This window comes from Streptococcus sanguinis, assembly GCF_050223295.1.
Classification (GTDB): domain Bacteria; phylum Bacillota; class Bacilli; order Lactobacillales; family Streptococcaceae; genus Streptococcus; species Streptococcus sanguinis_X.
In genome coordinates, this window is sequence record NZ_CP071424.1 from 1,820,740 (window position 1) to 1,839,055 (window position 18,316).

Annotated in this window: 24 protein-coding genes; 2 read left to right on the plus strand and 22 right to left on the minus strand. The window is 45.0% G+C overall.

Going from position 1 to position 18,316, the window contains the following annotated elements:
• Nucleotides 1-26 precede the first annotated feature (26 nt).
• The 14 genes from yidD to J1C77_RS09005 form a co-directional block, all read right to left on the minus strand.
• Nucleotides 27-281 (minus strand): membrane protein insertion efficiency factor YidD, encoded by a 255-nt coding sequence (yidD, locus tag J1C77_RS08940; protein ID WP_080555777.1) that lies wholly within the window; start codon nucleotides 279-281, stop codon nucleotides 27-29.
• Nucleotides 278-1,006 (minus strand): pseudouridine synthase, encoded by a 729-nt coding sequence (locus J1C77_RS08945; protein WP_002894611.1) that lies wholly within the window; start codon nucleotides 1,004-1,006, stop codon nucleotides 278-280. The genes yidD and J1C77_RS08945 overlap by 4 nt, the downstream gene beginning before the upstream one ends.
• Nucleotides 993-1,562 carry an SMC-Scp complex subunit ScpB gene (gene scpB / locus J1C77_RS08950; RefSeq protein WP_002894610.1) on the minus strand — a complete coding sequence of 190 codons (570 nt, stop codon included), beginning with the start codon at nucleotides 1,560-1,562 and terminating at the stop codon, nucleotides 993-995. Before scpB ends, J1C77_RS08945 begins: the two co-directional genes overlap by 14 nt.
• A complete protein-coding gene (locus J1C77_RS08955; protein WP_002905143.1) occupies nucleotides 1,555-2,265 on the minus strand; it encodes a segregation/condensation protein A in 711 nt (236 codons plus the stop codon). Before J1C77_RS08955 ends, scpB begins: the two co-directional genes overlap by 8 nt.
• A 2-nt stretch (nucleotides 2,266-2,267) precedes the next feature.
• Nucleotides 2,268-2,999 carry a site-specific tyrosine recombinase XerD gene (xerD, locus tag J1C77_RS08960; protein ID WP_002905881.1) on the minus strand — a complete coding sequence of 244 codons (732 nt, stop codon included), beginning with the start codon at nucleotides 2,997-2,999 and terminating at the stop codon, nucleotides 2,268-2,270.
• Nucleotides 2,996-3,457 carry a cyclic-di-AMP-binding protein CbpB gene (gene cbpB / locus J1C77_RS08965; RefSeq protein ID WP_002894606.1) on the minus strand — a complete coding sequence of 154 codons (462 nt, stop codon included), beginning with the start codon at nucleotides 3,455-3,457 and terminating at the stop codon, nucleotides 2,996-2,998. Before cbpB ends, xerD begins: the two co-directional genes overlap by 4 nt.
• Nucleotides 3,454-3,975, minus strand: a complete 522-nt coding sequence (locus J1C77_RS08970; RefSeq protein ID WP_002905880.1) for a metallophosphoesterase — start codon at nucleotides 3,973-3,975, stop codon at nucleotides 3,454-3,456. The genes cbpB and J1C77_RS08970 overlap by 4 nt, the downstream gene beginning before the upstream one ends.
• On the minus strand, nucleotides 3,954-4,958 hold the full coding sequence (locus J1C77_RS08975) for a nucleoside-triphosphate diphosphatase (protein ID WP_002920569.1): 1,005 nt from the start codon (nucleotides 4,956-4,958) through the stop codon (nucleotides 3,954-3,956). The genes J1C77_RS08970 and J1C77_RS08975 overlap by 22 nt, the downstream gene beginning before the upstream one ends.
• Nucleotides 4,955-5,749 carry a glutamate racemase gene (gene racE, locus J1C77_RS08980; protein ID WP_002899734.1) on the minus strand — a complete coding sequence of 265 codons (795 nt, stop codon included), beginning with the start codon at nucleotides 5,747-5,749 and terminating at the stop codon, nucleotides 4,955-4,957. Before racE ends, J1C77_RS08975 begins: the two co-directional genes overlap by 4 nt.
• Nucleotides 5,750-5,847: 98 nt before the next feature.
• Nucleotides 5,848-6,096, minus strand: a complete 249-nt coding sequence (locus tag J1C77_RS08985; protein WP_002920567.1) for a YneF family protein — start codon at nucleotides 6,094-6,096, stop codon at nucleotides 5,848-5,850.
• A 56-nt stretch (nucleotides 6,097-6,152) separates the two neighbouring features.
• Nucleotides 6,153-7,403 carry a diaminopimelate decarboxylase gene (locus J1C77_RS08990; protein WP_002920565.1) on the minus strand — a complete coding sequence of 417 codons (1,251 nt, stop codon included), beginning with the start codon at nucleotides 7,401-7,403 and terminating at the stop codon, nucleotides 6,153-6,155.
• Nucleotides 7,404-7,506: 103 nt separating this feature from the next.
• On the minus strand, nucleotides 7,507-8,190 hold the full coding sequence (locus tag J1C77_RS08995; RefSeq protein WP_002920562.1) for a Bax inhibitor-1/YccA family protein: 684 nt from the start codon (nucleotides 8,188-8,190) through the stop codon (nucleotides 7,507-7,509).
• 25 nt (nucleotides 8,191-8,215) lie between these two features.
• Entirely contained in the window at nucleotides 8,216-8,707 is a 492-nt protein-coding gene (locus J1C77_RS09000) for an HD domain-containing protein (RefSeq protein WP_002899728.1), read from the minus strand.
• A gap of 44 nt (nucleotides 8,708-8,751) precedes the next feature.
• Nucleotides 8,752-9,492, minus strand: a complete 741-nt coding sequence (locus tag J1C77_RS09005; protein ID WP_002920559.1) for a TrmH family RNA methyltransferase — start codon at nucleotides 9,490-9,492, stop codon at nucleotides 8,752-8,754.
• An 84-nt stretch (nucleotides 9,493-9,576) separates the two neighbouring features.
• On the opposite strand from J1C77_RS09005, the gene J1C77_RS09010 reads away from it, so the two are divergent.
• A complete protein-coding gene (locus J1C77_RS09010) occupies nucleotides 9,577-9,855 on the plus strand; it encodes an acylphosphatase (RefSeq protein ID WP_002897016.1) in 279 nt (92 codons plus the stop codon).
• A gap of 81 nt (nucleotides 9,856-9,936) precedes the next feature.
• Complete coding sequence (gene yidC / locus J1C77_RS09015; protein ID WP_002918452.1) at nucleotides 9,937-10,860, plus strand: membrane protein insertase YidC; 924 nt, start codon at nucleotides 9,937-9,939, stop codon at nucleotides 10,858-10,860.
• A gap of 116 nt (nucleotides 10,861-10,976) precedes the next feature.
• Here yidC and J1C77_RS09020 read toward each other — a convergent pair whose 3' ends face one another.
• The 8 genes from J1C77_RS09020 to murC all read right to left on the minus strand — a co-directional run bounded on the left by J1C77_RS09020 (nucleotide 10,977) and on the right by murC (nucleotide 18,227).
• Complete coding sequence (locus J1C77_RS09020) at nucleotides 10,977-12,212, minus strand: sensor histidine kinase (protein ID WP_002899723.1); 1,236 nt, start codon at nucleotides 12,210-12,212, stop codon at nucleotides 10,977-10,979.
• Nucleotides 12,196-12,897, minus strand: coding sequence for a response regulator transcription factor (locus J1C77_RS09025; protein WP_032912158.1), 702 nt, complete (start codon nucleotides 12,895-12,897; stop codon nucleotides 12,196-12,198). Before J1C77_RS09025 ends, J1C77_RS09020 begins: the two co-directional genes overlap by 17 nt.
• Before the next feature lie 4 nt (nucleotides 12,898-12,901).
• Nucleotides 12,902-13,522: a GTP pyrophosphokinase gene (locus tag J1C77_RS09030; protein WP_002918445.1), complete on the minus strand. Its 621-nt coding sequence runs from the start codon at nucleotides 13,520-13,522 to the stop codon at nucleotides 12,902-12,904.
• Nucleotides 13,523-13,675: 153 nt separating this feature from the next.
• A complete protein-coding gene (gene greA, locus J1C77_RS09035; protein WP_002918441.1) occupies nucleotides 13,676-14,158 on the minus strand; it encodes a transcription elongation factor GreA in 483 nt (160 codons plus the stop codon).
• Nucleotides 14,159-14,303: 145 nt separating this feature from the next.
• Entirely contained in the window at nucleotides 14,304-15,803 is a 1,500-nt protein-coding gene (gene mltG, locus J1C77_RS09040; RefSeq protein WP_002897011.1) for an endolytic transglycosylase MltG, read from the minus strand.
• Nucleotides 15,804-15,853: 50 nt separating this feature from the next.
• On the minus strand, nucleotides 15,854-16,369 hold the full coding sequence (locus tag J1C77_RS09045) for a GNAT family N-acetyltransferase (RefSeq protein WP_002918440.1): 516 nt from the start codon (nucleotides 16,367-16,369) through the stop codon (nucleotides 15,854-15,856).
• Entirely contained in the window at nucleotides 16,369-16,881 is a 513-nt protein-coding gene (locus J1C77_RS09050; protein WP_002920555.1) for a GNAT family N-acetyltransferase, read from the minus strand. The genes J1C77_RS09045 and J1C77_RS09050 overlap by 1 nt, the downstream gene beginning before the upstream one ends.
• Nucleotides 16,882-16,892: 11 nt before the next feature.
• Complete coding sequence (gene murC, locus J1C77_RS09055; RefSeq protein ID WP_002920553.1) at nucleotides 16,893-18,227, minus strand: UDP-N-acetylmuramate--L-alanine ligase; 1,335 nt, start codon at nucleotides 18,225-18,227, stop codon at nucleotides 16,893-16,895.
• Nucleotides 18,228-18,316 lie beyond the last annotated feature (89 nt).

Genomic DNA, 18,316 nt, shown 5'->3' on the forward strand with positions numbered 1-18,316 from the left:
TAAAAAAAGTCACACTAGCTAAATAGCTAGTGTGACTTTTTGCTTGTAGTGTTTCTTTTCAGACTGAAATAGTCTGGTACAGGGTCCTCTCCCGGCTGGGACCAGGGATGACAGCGGAGAATTCGCGCCACGCCCATCAAAACTCCTTTGGCACCATGCTTCTGGATAGCCTCTATCATATAGTTAGAGCAAGTGGGCCGAAAGCGGCAAGATGGAGGAAAAGCAGGGGAGATGAAGCGCTGATAAAAGCGGACAGGAGCAATAAGCAGTTTCTTTATCATTTCTTGGTCTTGGTTACAGCCAGTGTGTGCAGCTGGCTGACTTCTTTTTTACTGAGCTTACGATACTCACCAGGCTTGAGGCCCGTCAGGTCCAGATGACCAAAGCGAGTCCGTGAAAGCTTATCCACTTGCAGTCCGACAGCTTGGAACATCTTCTTAACCTGATGGTTACGGCCTTCATGGATGGTCAGCTGAACGACCGAGCGATTTTTCGCCGGATCAACCTTAATAATCTCATAAACTGCTGGCTTGGTTTTGCGCCCCTCGATTTCAATACCTCGAGTCAGAGGACGAAGAACTTCTTTATTAGCCAATCCTTTGACACGCGCCACATAGACCTTGTCAATCTCATTTCGGGGATGAATCATCTCGTCGGTAAAGTCTCCGTCATTGGTCAGAATGAGAATGCCAGAAGTATCCCAGTCCAAACGACCGACCGGATAAATCCGCTCCTTGACCTGAGGCAAAAGATCCACGACCGTCTTACGTCCCTTGTCATCACTGACAGAGGAAATGACCCCGCGCGGCTTATTGAGGAGATAATAAACCTTCTCCTCATTGTAGATAGGTTGGCCTTCTACTTCCACACGGTCGCCAGACTTGACGTTCGTCGCCAGCTCACGTACCACTTGGCCGTTTATACTGACCTTCCCCTGCCTGATTAGCTCTTCTGCCTTACGGCGGCTGGCTATCCCAGCATGAGCGATGTATTTATTGATTCTCATCGATATCTGTCCTTTCAATAAAGAGCTGGCTTTCTTCAGCAACTAGCTCTGTTTCTTCGACAATCGGCAGCTCATCTAGGTGATTGATTCCCATATAGTCTAAGAAATAATCCGTTGTCACATAGAGATTTGGCCGGCCAATGACTTCCTTTTTGCCATCCTCTCGAACCAGTTCAAAAGCCAAGAGTTTGGCCAATGCACCACTGGAATTAACCCCGCGGATGTCATCTATTTCGACCCTTGTAATCGGCTGCTTATAGGCAATGATAGACAAGGTCTCCAGCGCTGCCCGCGACAGACTTTGATTGATCGGCGCCCGTGAATAGGCCCGCAGAATCTCAGCAAACTCTGGCTTAGTGACCAGCTTGTATGTCTTTGAAGTTTCCAGCAGGGTCAGGCTAGAGTCTGGATTGGCTTCATATTGCTCAGCCAACTTCTCCAAACTCTGAATAACCCCGGTCGGCGGCAAAGAAAGGATTTCTGCCAATTGATGAACCTTGAGTCCATCTTCTCCCGCCACAAAAAGCAGGGCTTCAATCTCTGCTAACTTACTCATTTCCTCTTCCTACTAAATAAATATTTCCAAAATTTTCTTCCTGAATGACTTGCACTTCCTGCACCTTGACCAATTCCAATGTCGCCAGAAAGAGAGTAATAACTTCATTCATGTCCTTGGTCTCTGCAAAAATCTCCTGCAGAGCCAGACGGCTCTTACCAGCACAGCGCTGGCGCACCACATCCATCATGTCCTCAATCTTGTACTCATCTCGCACAATGGTTGTATGGCTCTTAGAAAACTCCTCTTGCTTCTTGGCGATAACCTTGGAAAAAGCCAAGAAAAGATCTATCGTTGACTTGTCATGTAGGAGCTCAGCATCTTCATAAACCAGCTCTAGCTTAGGCTTAGAATAATAAAGCGCTCGGTCATCATGTTGGAGCGACATTTTCTCACCTAAGAGCTTGAACCTGCGGTATTCCTCAATCTGACTCAAGAGGTCTTGCTCCAAATCATCTTCCAGCTCAGCATTATCCGCCACCTTAGGCAGGAGCTTGCGACTCTTAATCAGCATGAGCTGGCTTGCCATGACCATGTACTCGCCCGTCACTTCCAGCTTCATGGCCTGCAAGGTGGCCACATAAGCCAGATACTGCTCAATGACCTCCGTAATGGGCACATCATAAATATCCACCTGGTACTTAGATACAAGGTGGAGCAGCAGGTCCAGCGGGCCTTCAAAATCTTTTAGTTTGATATCCATTTTTATCTATATTTTTCTAGTGTAATCATGGTTTTCAAGCCCAAATCTTGGGCAATATCATAGAGGCCAATCCCTTTCTCCCGCTGGCGCAAAATAAACTGCTCACGCAGGCTTTGGGCAGATAGACTGGCTTGTCCCTGCTCAATCAAGAAGGCCTCTAGCTGACGGAAACCCCACTGACGAGAATAGGATTTGCCGTTTTTCTCAAATAAATATGTCCCCGTCAGATAGTCTTCCAGCTCACCCGTCAGGCTCTCAGGAATCTTGATGACCCGCTTCTGACCGGCCTTTTCAATCTTCAAAACCTGAAAGTCCAGATTAACATCTGCCACTCTGACCTGCAGAATCTCGCTGGGCAACAAGCCCATTTCCAAGATAAGAAGAGCCATCAGCCGCCCCCTAGGAACGCTTGATTCCTGCCAAAAAGCAGACAGGTCCAGCAGTTCATTTTCCTGCTCCTTCGATACGGATACCTTGGGCAGGACTAAGCGGTGAAACTCCTCAATGAGCTGCTGCTGATAAAGGAAATAGAGAAATTGATTGACTGCTGAGAGCTTCCGCTTCTGAACAGCCGCCTTAAAATCCTTGATAGAGGCCTGATAAATCCGCAGATTGGTCTCGGTAATCCGGCCATGTACTTCCTCGATAAACTGCTCCAAATCATAAGAATAGGCAATTTTAGAATTTTCTGAGATGTTTTTTTGATTTAAAAACGGTCTAATGTATTCTTTCATTTTTTGCGAATTTCGTACTTCTTGCTAAAGCCGTGCAACAAAGAATTGACAGCTTTCAAAATAGACTTTCTAGTAATAATTCCGTAAAAATGTTGATCCTCGCCCACAACCGGCAGAAAGGACTCGTCGACCAGCTTATGAAGCACATCTGATACAGTATAATCTGGCCCAACTGTCAAGTCGTCCATTTTGGTCATGTGGACGATGTCTGTCATCATGAATTCCTCTTCTGGCAAATCATGGCGCATGCGATAGGACATGATGTCTGTCAGGGAAATCGTGCCAACAAACTTTTTATCTGCCGTCACGACTGGTACACGTGAGTAGGTCATCTGGCTCAATAGTAGGATAGCATGATCCACATTATGGGTATCAATCATAACCGCCAAATTTTCCCCAGGCGTCAAAAAAGTTTCTTCATGTTCCAGCAGATAGTCTTCAAATTCCTTAGCAATCATCGGCTAAACTCCTTGGACAAGCTTGGATATAGTTCATGATTTCGCGTATAGTAATCAACTTTAAAGCGGTCATCATCAATCTCTACCTTAGCGTAGAGGCGTTCGTTTATCAGACCACGTGGCTGGCTGATGGAGCCCGGATTCAGAAAGAGCGTTTTGCCTTCCATTCGAGCATCTGGGATATGCAGGTGACCATAAAGGCAGATGTCTGCATTAACCTCTTGCGCCCACAAATCCAGTTTTTGAAAAGAAAAGTTGATATGAAAGAGGTGTCCATGGGTCTGGGCAATAATGGTCCCCGCCAAATCCGTCACCAAGCGTTCTGGATAGCCGTCGTAAAAGTCCATATTCCCTGCAACAACCTGAATCCCTTGCCATACCTCATCATCAGAAGGAAGCTCAGAGTCTCCGTTATGGAAAATCGCATCTACCTTTCCAATATAATGATTCCTAATTTCTTCTACAATAGCACGGTCGCCATGAGAATCACTCATGACTATAATGGTTTGCTTTGCCATGCTGGAAATACCTCCACTAATTTCTTAACTGCCTGAGCCCGATGGGATTGCGCATTTTTTTCTTCTATCGTTAGTTCGGCAGACGTTTTTCCTGTTTCTCCCACTAAGAACAAGGGATCATAGCCAAAGCCATTTTCCCCTTTTGGCTCATGGGCAATGTAGCCCGGCCAATCCGCTTCAACTACCAAAGACTCCCTGTCAGGACTAGCCACCACTAGGGTCGTATGAAAATGGGCAGAGCGATCCTTAACATCAAACACCATAGCCAATTCATGCAGGAGCTTGATGTTGTTTTCATCATCTGTCGCGCCTACTCCAGCAAAGCGAGCCGACCAGACGCCAGGCAAGCCGCCTAAAACATCGACCTGCAGACCTGAGTCGTCAGCTAGCACCATTTTACCGGTCAGTTTACTGATCGTCTCCGCTTTGAGCCGCGCATTTTCCTCAAAGGTGGTTCCAGTCTCTTCCACATCTGGCAAATCAGGATAATCATTGAGATTTTCAACCTTATAACCCAGCTTATCAAAGAGTTTGCGAAACTCTGCTGTCTTTCCTTCGTTGCGAGTCGCAATCAAGATGGTATCTCCGACAGCCATCTCGGACTCCTGCCCCTGACCAAAAAAGTCGGTCATCTTAACCCCATCCTTGGACAGGAAGAAGACCTTGCGCAGCAAGTCCTTTTCTGTAATTAAAATAGCTCCCTTATGACTGGTCGCCTTAAAATCCCGCTTCTGACGGTCGTTAATCATATTGAGGACAAACTGGATATAGGACATAGGCGAGCCGTATTTGACTACAACTGTGGTAAAGGCGTTGTATTCTTCATCCAAATCTCGCTCAATCAGCTCACACAACTCTGCATCAATATGCTCCAAGAGCCTGTAAGGGATGTCATTGAAATGATAGCCAGCCTTGCGAAAGCGGGTCCATTCTCCGATATACCAATTGTTCTCGTCAATGTATTCATAAATTTTATTTGTCATAAGCTTACATGCTCCACATTCACTTTCAGGCCCAGCCAGCTTTCTGCAATCTCCGAAAAGCTTTTGGCATTGGCAGTTGTGTAAAATTGGTGATTGAGCTCCTGTTTTTCCCGGCTGCGGTTGATTTCAAAGTAATTAAGCAGGACAGAAATATCCCGTACGCACTCTGCCCCGCTGTCAATCAGCTTCACATTTGGTCCCATCCTATTTTGAATAATAGGCCGGAGCAAGGGATAGTGGGTGCAGCCCAAGACCAGGGTATCTACTCGGCCAGCCAGAGGTTGCAGGGTTTCATAGACAACTTTTTTGGTAAGACTGGAATGAAGTTCATTGGACTCTACCAAAGGTACAAACTTAGGGCAGGCCAAGCTTTCCACCTGCATCTCCGGCGAGAGCGCTTCAATCTTCTGACGATAGATATCAGAAGAAACTGTCATTGGCGTTCCAATAACACCGATGCGGCCGCTGGCAGTTGACTTAATAGCCGCGCTAGCCCCCGGCAGAATCACGCCCAGTACGGGAATATCCAGCTTTTCCTTCACTTCTTCCCAGACAACAGCAGTCGCTGTATTGCAGGCAATGACAATCATCTTAACATCCTTGGTCAGGAGGAAGTTGACCAATTGCCAGGTATAAGCGCGAATCTGCTCAGCAGGCCTTGGACCGTAAGGAGCCCGCGCCGAATCTCCGATATAAATGACCTCTTCGTGGGGGAGCTGCCGCATGAGCTCACGGACTACAGTCAAACCGCCCACTCCTGAGTCTAAAAAACCGATTGGTCGATTATCCATAAGGTCTTCTTTCTAAAACAAGGGACTGGAAGCCGATTCCAAATCCCCATTTTTTTATAGATTTTCTCTACTGGTATTAAAAGCCAGCCTCTAGAAAATTATTTTTTCTTTTTGCTCTTAGCAAGCGCAGCTTTCTGCTGGTTGATAATTTGACGATAGACTTGCTGCACTTTCGCTTCATTTGGCCGTTGACCGCTAGCGCTAAGCAAGGTCCGAACTGCTTCTACATTTAAACGCGGATTTTCTGCAAATTCTTTCTCCACTTGCCGACGAAGCAGATACATACCCAAAATCACGCCTCCAGCAAATGCTGCCAAAATCAAGAAAATTGCTAAAACTAAATTCATATCGAGAACTCCTCTATTTCCATTTTTACATTGCTCTTCATTATATCAAATTTTCTTTATTTTTCAAAATCAAAGCCATATAGTGTCGCAAAATAATCTTCTGGTTTTTCTGCCCGACGAATCATGCGAACATTGCCATCTTGCTCCAAGAGAATTTCGCTGGAGCGGAGCTTGGCATTATACTGATAACCCATAGAGAAACCATGCGCACCTGTATCGTGAATCACTAGTGTATCCCCAATTTGGCTGACGGGCAGCGGGCGATTAATGGCGAATTTATCGTTATTCTCACAGAGGCTGCCGACAACATCCACAATCTCTGTCTCACTCTCAGACCGATCCATATTGGTAATGTGGTGATAAGAACCGTACATGGCAGGACGTAGCAGATTGACCGCAGAGGCGTCTACTCCCAGATAGGTTCTGTATGTCTGCTTCTTATGGGTAACCTTGGTGACCAGCAGGCCATAAGGTGCCAACATAAAGCGGCCCAGCTCCGTATAAATCTTGACCTGTCCTAGACCAGCTGGAGTTAGAATAGCTTCATAGGCCTGACGAACTCCTTGACCAATGACCGCAATGTCATTTTCCTCGCCATCAGGCTGATAATTAATGCCGACACCGCCAGATAGATTGATAAAGTCCAGCTTAACTCCTGTCTCAGCCACTACTTCTACAGCCAACTCAAAAAGCTGACGGGCCAATTCAGGATAGTAGTCATTGCTGACAGTATTTGAGGACAAGAAGGCATGAATCCCAAATTTCTCAGCTCCCAACTCCTTGAGCTCTTTGAAAGCTTGAATCAGCTGGTCCTTGGTCATACCAAACTTGGCTTCTTCTGGATTATCCATGATGCTGGTTCCCAGCTCAAAGACACCGCCAGGGTTGTAACGGCAGGAAATAATCTTTGGAATACCCGCTGACTCCTTCAAAAAAGCAACATCTTCATAGGCATCCAGATTGATAGTCGCTCCAAGGTCACGCGCAAACTGAAATTCCTCAGCTGGTGTGTTATTGGACGAAAACATGATATCCTGTCCAGCAAAGCCCAGCTTTTGGCTCATGAGCAGCTCAACATAACTGGCACAATCCACCCCGCAACCTTCTTCTTTGAGGATTTTTAAAATAGCAGGATTGGGAGTGGCCTTGACGGCAAAATACTCTTTAAAACCTGGATTCCAAGAAAAGGCCTCATGCAGGGCACGCGCTCTTTCCCGAATTCCCTTCTCATCATAAAGATGGAAAGGTGTTGGAAACTGCGCCGTAATCTCCGCTAGCTTTTCACGACTGACAAAAGGAGTTTTCATACTATTCTCGCTTTCTATTTGCTGGCTTTATTATACCATAAATCCATAGGAGAAACAAAAAGCACTGGGCAAGCGCCCAATGCTTTAGTCTTATTTAGCTGAGTTATTTGTTTCTTCCAAAAATACGCAGCAAGCTGAGGAAGAGATTAATGAAGTCCAGATATAGATGCAGAGCCAGCGAAATTGCCCAGCCATTCCCTGGATTGCCATTGGTCTGCTCATAGACATAGCGGATCTTCTGATTGTCCCAAGCGATGAGTCCTGAGAAAATAAGGACACCAACGATACTGATGATAAAGTCCAAGCCACTGCTTCTCAAGAAGATATTAAGTAAGCTAGCAGCGATAATACCAATCAAACCGGCCATACAAGCTCTCCCCATTCCAGAAAGATCCTTTTTAGTCACCTTGCCGATGAACCCCATGGCAAAGAACATAACAGTCGTTGTCAGAAAGGCTAAGAGAACAGTTGACTGAAGATACAGCGCCATGATAATACTTAAGGTAAAACCATTGATGGCTGAATAAGCTAAAAACATAGGCAACGCCGCTGGGCTATTGCTCCGAGCAGTTCCAGATGCTACCAACACAAGGATAAACTCAACTGCAATAGCTGCATAGAAAATCCAAGTGGAGCCTGTCAGAACAGAGATAATAATGTCCTGAAAGAAGTTCAGCATCAAGAGGGATACGATTGCTGAGATTCCGATACCGACACCAACGATAGAATAAACCTTGGCATAGAAAGAATTAATATCTGATTGATCTTGAATAATAGAATGATTCATAGTTACTCCTTTTATAATAAAACATTTACGGTTTCAGCATCTTTCGATGAAAGAGCTTGCGATTACTGCCCTTGCGTCTCCAAGGTGCCGTTGCTTCTTTGACGGCCCAATACTTGTCCACCATCGTCACAACGAATGATTCTTTGTAGCGAGGCGGTGCCAAAGTCAGGCCCCACATATGCTTGACGATAATGTCCTCTTCGACTTTATTAAGCTTAGTAATCTTACGAGCATTGCGAACTGCCAACCTCGGATGAACCCAAGCATGACTCTTCTTAAACTTGGTCACACGCCAGTCATAGTAGAATAAGTCATGAAGCAGGGCACCGCGTGCCGTGCTGCGGGCATTCCAACCAAATTTTTTGGCAATTCTGTAACTAGTATAACTTACATTGATGGAATGTTCAAGTCTATTGGAATGAATATGATGGGGAATTTCTTTCAGGCGCTGAACACTGGGCTTTTCAATCAAGTGCCCAACATAGGCCATAAATTCCTCGTCCTTTTTGTAAGGCATAGAATCACCTCCCTTGCCAACTATTATATCTCTTTTTCTGATTTTTAGCTTAAATGAAAGATTAAAATACCAGCAGCGACAGCAACATTGAGACTTTCTGCCTGCCCATTCATGGAAATATGGACCAGAATATCAGCTGCTTCCGTCATTTCCGGACTAATCCCCTGCCCTTCATTGCCCATGACTAGGGCAAAGCTCTCTCTGCTGTTCACTTCTCTGTAGTCAATAGATGTTGATGACAAGGTTGAAGCCAGAATCGGTAAATGGGAAGATTGAGCCAGCCTAATAAAATCAGCTGTATCCATCCGATAAACAGGTAGATGAAAATGACTCCCCTGCATAGAGCGCAGCGTTTTTAGGTTATAGATGTCTGCCGACGAGCTAGAGATGAAAACCCCGTCAAAACCAGCTGCATCCGCAGTCCGAATGATGGTGCCGACATTTCCTGGATCCTGAACATCCTCCAAGAAAAGATAGCGTCCACTTAACTCCGCCGGTATTGCTTCCCTTTCAAAAGCCACTTCCGCGACAATTCCCTGTGGCGTCTTACTATCAGCTAAATCTGCTAAAATTTCCGGACTGACAAAGATTACCTGAGAAAAATCACCTAATCGCTCTGCGTATTCTGCTAAAGCAAAAATCCGAATCAGCTCTTCTCCGCTGCTGACAGCTTCCTCAAATAGATGCCAGCCCTCAATCAAATAAGAATCCTTGCGGTATTTTTTGTGATGAAGTTTTTTAGCTTTTTTTACCACATTATTGGCTTTTGAGGTTATAATATTCATAAGAACATTATACCACAATTTAGCAGACTTGCACTCATACTGAGGGCTTAAATCCCCTCGGTCCGCTCACTAAAGGAGGATGCCATGCAGAAGGTAAAAATGATAGCCCAAGGACGAGTACAAGGGGTCGGATTCCGCTGGGGAGTTTATTCTCTAGCGCTGGAAATCGGAGGTATTACCGGCCGGGTCTGGAACAATGATGACGGTACTGTTGGCATTCTGGCTCAGGCTGATGACCCAGCTCTGATGGCCAAATTTATCCAAGAAATCCGCAAGGGACCGACACCTTTTTCTAAGGTCAGTTATTTGGATGTGACCATGGCTAATTTCGACTCCTATCCTGACTTTAAAATTTCAAATTAGGTCTGCAGAACTATTGTATATTTTGCAAAAAAACAGTAGAATAGATAGGTATTATTTTTTAGAAACAAAGGATATGAACTCGTGAAACATTTCAAACGCTTTTTATTCTCCGGTATGGGACTGGCTGCGCTTCTTTTCCTGTCTGGCTGTGTGGGCCGCGACAAGGCCGGTAATCCTTCTGGTCTGATTTGGGACGTGATTGGTCAGCCTATGGCGGATGGTATCCAATTCTTTGCCAAGAATTCAGGTCTGGGTTATGGTCTGGCGATTATTATCGTTACGCTCATCGTGCGGATTATCATTCTTCCGCTGGGAATCTATCAGTCTTGGAAGGCGACGCTTCAGTCTGAAAAGATGAACTACTTTAAGCCGATTTTTGCCCCAATCCAAGAGCGAATCAAAAATGCTGAAACTCAGGAAGAGAAAATGCAGGCTCAGCAAGAACTGATGGCTGCTCAAAAAGAAAATGGACTCAGCATGTTTGGCGGTATAGGCTGTCTGCCTCTGCTCATCCAAATGCCTTTCTTCTCAGCCCTCTTCTTTGCAGCTCAGTATACTCAAGGAGTTGCAGGCAGTTCCTTCCTCTGGATTAAAGACCTGGCCAAAAGCGATTGGGCTTTGACTGCCATTGTCGGTATCCTCTACTATATCCAGTCTGTGCTCTCTCTGCATGGCATTGAAGATGAAACTCAAAGAAACAGCATGAAACAAGCTTCTTATATGAGCCCTATCATGATTGTTGGTTTCTCATTCTTCTCTCCTGCCGCAGTCACTCTCTACTGGGTAGTCGGTGGATTTATCCAAATCATTCAGCAATTTATCATCAACTATATCATTCGACCTCGCCTGAGAAAACAAGTAGCAGAAGAATTTGAAAAAAATCCTCCTAAAGGTTTGAAAAAAGCTAGCCGGGCTAAAGATGTCACTCCAAAAGCTCAACCGGCTATTGAGCAAAAGAACAAAAAGAAAAAGAACCGCAATGCTGGTAAGCAACGGTCAAGATAAAGAAAAATTCTTCTAGCTAATACTAGAAGAATTTTTTTAATCTCGAGTAAGAATCGGCGTAACCGATACAAAAAGCTCAGCAAAGAAAGCAATAACTGATGAACGAGGTGACGCTATCATAGTAAAACGGTAAAGCCAATCAAACCCTTCTTGTAAGAAACCCAAATCCTGCCCTTAAAAATCCGAACCAGACTTTCTGCCATGGATAGGCCAATCCCGTAGCCAGGCTGCTTCTGATTGTGCGATTCGTCTTCGCGATAAAAACGGTCAAAGAATCGACTGTAATCAACATTTTTACCGTCCGCGTAACTATTGGCTACCGTCAAACGAGCTCGCTTCCCACGCTTGGCCTTGGTCAGGGTGACAAAAATTTGTCCATCTTCGTCACAATACTTGCAGGCATTGTCAATCAGGATACTAACCAATTCATAGAGTTCATCTTCAGTTGCCTTGACATGGATGTCTTCCTGCAGCTTGATCTCGTACTTCTTGCCTGCCTTCTCAATGACAGACTTGAAGTTTCCTGCTACTTTTTTAACAACTTCTGAAAAATTCACATCTACCAAAGTAACATCTGGCTGCTCTTCCAGACGGGCCAGAACGACCATTTGATTGATTAGATTACTGAGGCGCTTGACCTGGTCCTTGGTGCTTTCTGTCCATTCATTTTCGCCAGTCATCAGCTCTTGCAGCTCCGTATTGGCTGAGATGATGGCCAATGGCGTCTTCAATTCATGTCCAGCATTGGTAATGAAACGTTTTTGGTTTTCATAGTTTTTGATATAGGGACGGATGGCAAAGTTGGAAAATCCAGACACGACCAAGACAAAGAAAATAAAGCTATAGAAGCACAACTGGATAGACAGCCAGAAAAAGTCATTGCGGCTTTCGAGATAATTAGTCGAATCTAAGACCACCAGTAAATAGCGCTTGGTCTTGGAATCCTGCGTTATCTGGTAGGAATAAAATTGACTGCCTACCTTAAAAACCCCACTGCTGCGGCTGTTCTTAATCACTTTGTTAGCATAGCTGAGCGCCTGCTCCTTAGATAGATTGGAAAGATGGTCTAAGTTGGTGGAGTAAAGTGTTTTGTCTTCCTTATAGACCACACTGAAATAGCGGTATTGGTAGATGGTATCAATGGTGATACGGTCGTTTTGCAAGCTCTCTGCTGTTTCTTCTACGCTGGGAAAATCGCCATTATTGGCAGATAGAATATTGAGAACGGCTTGGATTTCTCCGTTGGTCTGCAGAAAGCGAACGGAGTTTAAGACAGCAATCATGGTCAGCAAAATACAAACAATAGCCGCCGAAGCCAGCAGAATGAACCGAATTTTAAGCTTCCGAAACATGGCTATCTCCTTCCAGCGGCACCAGAGTGAAACTGCCGCCTTCCTCACCCAAGATAGCAAGGTCAGCATGAATAGCCTTCAGCTTCTGGCGCAAATAGGAAATATAAATCCAGACGAAGCCTTCGTCCAAATCCTCATCCTCGTCTTTGGACCAAACATGACGGAAGATTTCCTGAGTAGAAAGACTCTTCTGGGCATTAAGCATGAGAAATTCCATCATTTTAGATTCCTTACCGGCTAAGCGAATTGAGTTGGAGCTAATGAGTTCATGCTCTCCGACATTAAGGCTGGTTTGGCCAATCCGCAGTAAATTGGGAGTAAAAGTTGCTACCCGTCTGGACATGGAGCGCAGGCGAGCCAGAAGCTCTTTCAGAGAGAAGGGCTTGGTCAGATAATCATCTGCACCGGCATCCAGCCCTGTAACCTTGTCATCTACCTCTGACATAGCTGTCAGCATGATGACGTGGGTAGTATTGCCGGTTTGGCGGATTTCTTTCAGCGCTTCAATACCTGTCTTGACCGGCATCATGATATCCAGAATCATCAAATCATAGGCATTTTCCTTGGCTAAGTCCACAGCCTCCTGCCCATCAAAGGCTGTATCAACCTGATAGCCTTCATGGATCATCGCTGTTTCCAAGACGCGGGACAGCTGCTGCTCATCTTCAGCTAATAAAATCTTCATCATCTCACTCACTTTCTCGAATCAAATTGCGGATGGTCTGCATGGTCACATCACAGGAAGCCAGCTCGTCCGCACAGCGTTTCAGCTCGCGAACAATCCGCTTGCTGTCTTTAATCTCATGCTTGTACTTCATCTGATGCTCTAAGCTGGCCCAAGAGTCCATAGCAATGGTCCGAAGCTGGATTTCTACAAAATAGCGGCCGGGATTTTGACCATGACAGTCCTCGTAAGGAGTCTCAACCTCTAATATCAAGTGGTAGGAGCGATAGCCATTAGGCTTGGCAGCTCGGATATAGTCTTTTTCCAGAACAATCTCACAGCCCTCCAGCTGACGAAGCACCTCAATAGTCTGATAGATGTCCTCAATAAAACCGCAAACAATCCTAATCCCAATCGCATCACGAATTTCTTTCAGGGCTGACTCTGGCACCCTAGGCAGATTCTTGCGTTGACATTTCTCTTCCATACTGGCTGCCTGCTTGATCCGTGCATTAAAATGCTCAAAAAGCTTCTGCCCTGTTTCCTGCTTGACTCGATCATTAGCCTCTTGAATACGCTGACTAAGATCCTCTAAAATCTTGGGCAGGTAGGCCCCATATTTCCCATAAATATCTTGCTCTTGCATACAGTTCTCCTACTTTTCTAGCTTATTCTCATTATAGCATAACCATCTGTCTTTTCTCTATTTTTCCCCTGCTCTTCTTATCTATCCTATACTCTCTGTCTTAAAAGAAACGAAAAAAGAACCAGTCTTCCAGCCAGTTCCTTTTGGTATTTATTAAACGGTTTTTTCAACCTTGATAATTTTAACGTCGTAGCTGCCAACCGGTGTTTCGACTGTTGCAGTATCGCCTGTTTTCTTGCCAATTAGAGCTTGACCAATTGGGCTTTCATTGGATACCTTGCCTGCGAAAGCATCTGCACCAGCAGAACCAACGATAATGTAGACTTCCTCTTCGCTTTCGCCTACTTCTTGAATGGTAACTGTTTTGCCGATAGCTACCTCGTCCTTGGCTACAGCATCACTGTTTACAATCTCAGCGTAGCGGATCTTGGTTTCCAGACTAGAAATCTGTCCTTCCACAAAAGCCTGTTCGTCCTTTGCAGCTTCGTATTCACTGTTTTCGGACAAATCGCCGTAGGAGCGGGCAATCTTAATACGTTCTACCACTTCTGGACGACGCACCAATTTCAATTCTTCTAATTCTTTTTCTAGTTTTTCCTTTTCCTCTAGGGTCATAGGATAAGTTTTTTCAGCCATTTTTTCTCTTTTCTTTTATTTTCTTTTATTTTAAAACTAAAACAAGAGGCTGAGACAAGTCTGTATCAGTCCCTTTTTTATATAGCAGGACTGAGAAAGCTAGAACTAAATGCACTAGCTTTCTCTTATCTGCAATGACAACAGTCTAATTAGAACTGCTGCTGGATTGAGTGAGCTTGCTGTTGACATGCTCCTCAACATTTTTAGCGTGTTCCTCATAAGTATTGGCGAAGTAAACAGCGCCTGTTTCAACATTTGCCACAAAGTAGAGGTAGTCCGTCTTACTTGGATTAATGGTAGCCTCCAGAGCAGATAGGCTGGGACTATCAACTGGTCCAGGCATAAGCCCTTCTTTTTTATAGACATTGAAAGGCGAGTCAATATTGGTATCAATCTCAGCGTCCTCTTTCAGAGTCGTTTTCTTTCCTAGCTTGCCTTGAGCATAAAGGATAGCGATATTACTCTGAAGCGGCATCGCTTGATTGAGACGATTGTAAAAGACGCTGGCAATATCTTTGCGATCTTGGTCTGTTGAACCTTCTTTTTCTACCAGAGAAGCAAGTGTCAGAACTTCATTAACCGTTAGGTTCTTCGCTTCAATAGTAGAGTAGTAAGAAGACAGATTGGTATTCATTGCGCCCAACATCTGGTCAATCAAGCTTTCCAAATCCGCATCCTCACCATAGTTATAAGTGGCAGGGAAGAGGTAACCTTCTAAGCGATACTTGACTCCACTGTCCTTACTTGGCAAAGTGCCCAGCAGCTGTGGATATTTAGCCGCCATCTTGGAAATGAAAGCTTCATCCTGTACCTTAGCTAGGAAATCGTCCTTACTAAAAGGTGTCTTACTAGTCTTCTTAGAAGTTGCAGCTGCATTAACCGTCACAGCCTCTGCAATCTGCTCCAGTGTATAGCCTTCAGGAATAGTAACCTTACCAACAACTGGTGGTTGCGGCGTATCCGTTCCACCTTCCTGAAGCTGACGAGCAATGGTATCTAGATCCATACTCTTCTGGAGATTGTAATAGCCGGACTGGTAATTGTTAAAGCTTTTAATCTTAGAATAGAGACTAAAAACTTGGGCATTTTTAATCAGCCCCTTTTTCTCGAGGATTTCCCCAATTTGCTTAGAGCTTGAACCTTCTGGTACTTCAACCGTCACATACTCTGTTGCGTTTGCATCAACAGGTTTAAGAGCTGAAGATACATAAGTATAGCCGACAACTCCTGTGACCACAAGTCCCAGCAGGACAATCAGCAAAACCGTTGTCATAATCCTGCGGGCTAAGGTGTTTTGACGTTTTTTCTTGACCGTGTTGTTGGCCCGATTAGCCCGAGATAGAACCTCATTGGGCTTCTTATCTTCCTCATCCACTCGGCCATAGACCTGAGGGTGAGCCTTTTCATTCTCTGCAACCTTGTAGGAAACATCTACCGAAGCTGGTCTAGCTTCAAAGTCCTCCGCAGCTGCTGTTTCTTTTGCAGAAGCAGCGTCCGCTTCTGATTGGCTAGTTGAAGAGGGAGTTTGTTCTTCCTTTTCTCCAGCTAAGTCTTTCAAAATCTGCTCTTTAAAGCTCAGATTCTTCTCTTTGTCTTGTGATTTTTCAGTCAAAAATTTGACCTCCTTCATCATAATCCCTAACATTATATCTTAAAAGTCAGATAAATGCAATAAGAGTAGGATTTTCTAGCTTATTATTGGTTTTTTTGCAGTTTGAGACTAGGGTTTTCCCAGACCATATCAAACCAAGTAGCACCTGCGTAAGTTGATTGTGACAAACCTTCATTTACAAAAGCATGCTTCTCGTAGTAAGCGATTAGGTAATCATGACAGGTCAAATTGATGCCATGGCGTTCATCTGCTATAGCAATCTCTTTCATAGCTACCAATAGCTTGCGACCGACCCCCATCCCCTGAGCATCCTTCGAGATAGAAAGGCTGGTCAATGAGATAAAGCCGCCGTCCAGATGACCATAATCTTCAATCTCCTCTGTAAAGGAAATATCCTTTAAATAACGTTCTGGACAGACAGGTCCCTCCAGATAGCCTAGAATCTTACCATCCTTTTCCGCCACCAAAAAAGTCGAAGATAGGGTTTGGATATGAGCTGCTAGACTTTCTCGGCTAACAGCCTCTTCTGGACTGAAATTTTCCAATTCGATAGCATAAATGGCATCTAAGTCAGCCATTTGAGCTTGACGGATAATCATCACTTCTCCTTAAAATTGGGATTTTCCCACACCATATCAGACCAGACGGCTCCACCATGAGTTGAGTCAGAAATCCCTTCGTGGACGAAACCATTCATCTCATAATAAGGTATCAGCTCATCATGACAGGTTAGGCTAATGCCCTGTCGATTTTGCTGAACAGCTGTCTCCTTGAGAGCTGCAAGCAACAAGGTTCCGACCCCCTGCCTCTGAAAATCAGGATGGACGGACAGACTTTGGACGGCAATGAAGCCACCTTCTGGAGAATTAGCACCCACCTTGCTGAAGAGGTCATCTGTCAAATATCGCGCCTGAACAGCTGGTCCAACAATATAGCCCGCCAGCTGACCATGCAGCTCTGCTAGCAAAAAAGTATCTGGAATCTGCTCAATCCGCTCTTTGAGAACTTCTGAACTGGCTGCTTCTGCTGCTGGAAAATTCAGCTGCTCGATTGCAAGAATTTCTTCCCAGTCGCTCAAGTCAGCCTGTCTGATTCGAATCGGTGCTTCCATCAAGTCTCCTCCTACTGAACGTTGCTGGTCAGATTAGACAAGAGACGTTCAAAGGAATATTCATAGGTTTGGATGTCACCAGCTCCCATAAAGACATAAACGGCATTATCGTGGTCAAGAAGCGGAGAAACATTATCCACGTCAATAACCTTGGCCCGCTTCACAATCTTTTCAGCCAGATCTTCAACCTTGACATCGCCATTGTCCACCTCACGCGCAGATCCGTAAATCTGAGCTAGATAGACTGAGTCAGCCTGATTGAGGGCTTCCGCAAATTCGTCCAAGAGAGCAATGGTCCGAGTGAAGGTATGCGGTTGGAAAATTGCCACGATTTCCTTGCTTGGATACTTCTGACGTGCTGCATCCAGAGTCGCAATAATTTCCGTCGGATGGTGAGCAAAGTCATCAATAATAACTGTTTCGTTGACAATTTTCTCTGTAAAGCGGCGCTTAACTCCACCAAAGGTCTTGAGGTGCTCCCGAACTAGATTCAAATCAAGACCTGCAGTGTATAAGAGGCCAATTACTGCTGTCGCATTCATAATGTTGTGGCGACCAAAGCTTGGAATTTGGAACTCACCCAGTTCTTGCCCGCGGAAAGAAACTTTAAAGCCTGAACCGCTGGTAGATCGCAAGAGGTCGTGAGCAACAAAGTCATTGCCCTCTTCCTTGAAGCCATAGTAGTAAATCGGAGCCTTGGACGTAATCCGGCGTAGCTGCTCATCTTCTCCATAAATGAAGAGTCCTTTGGTAATCTGCTTGGCATAGTCATTGAAAGCGTTAAAGACATCTTCCAGACTCGTGAAATAATCCGGATGGTCAAAGTCGATATTGGTAATGATCGAATATTCCGGATGATAAGGCATGAAATGACGCTCGTACTCGTCTGACTCAAAGACAAAATACTTGGCATTGGCAGAACCACGGCCTGTACCATCGCCAATCAGATAGCTAGTATCCGTGATATTGGACAGAACATGGGAGAGAATCCCCGTTGTAGAGGTCTTCCCGTGGGCACCAGCCACTCCCAAGCTGACAAAGTCACGCATGAAGCTACCTAAAAACTCATGGTACCGTTTATAGCCAATACCATTTGCGTCTGCATAGGCAATTTCTACATTGTTATCTGGACGAAAGGCATTGCCGGCAATGATTTCGAAGTCTGGCTGGATATTCTTTTCATCAAAAGGCAGGATGGAAATGCCAGCCTGCTCCAGACCGCGCTGAGTGAAATAATATTTATCAACATCACTGCCCTGAACCTTATGGCCCATCTGGTGCAGCATCAAAGCCAAAGCGCTCATACCAGAGCCCTTAATCCCGATAAAATGATAGGTTTTCGTCATGATTACTCCTTAAGATACTAGGCCATAAAAGCAAGTTCAAAGAGGAAAATATCCGCAGACCCTCATCAGCCCGCAGGGATTTTCTTTCT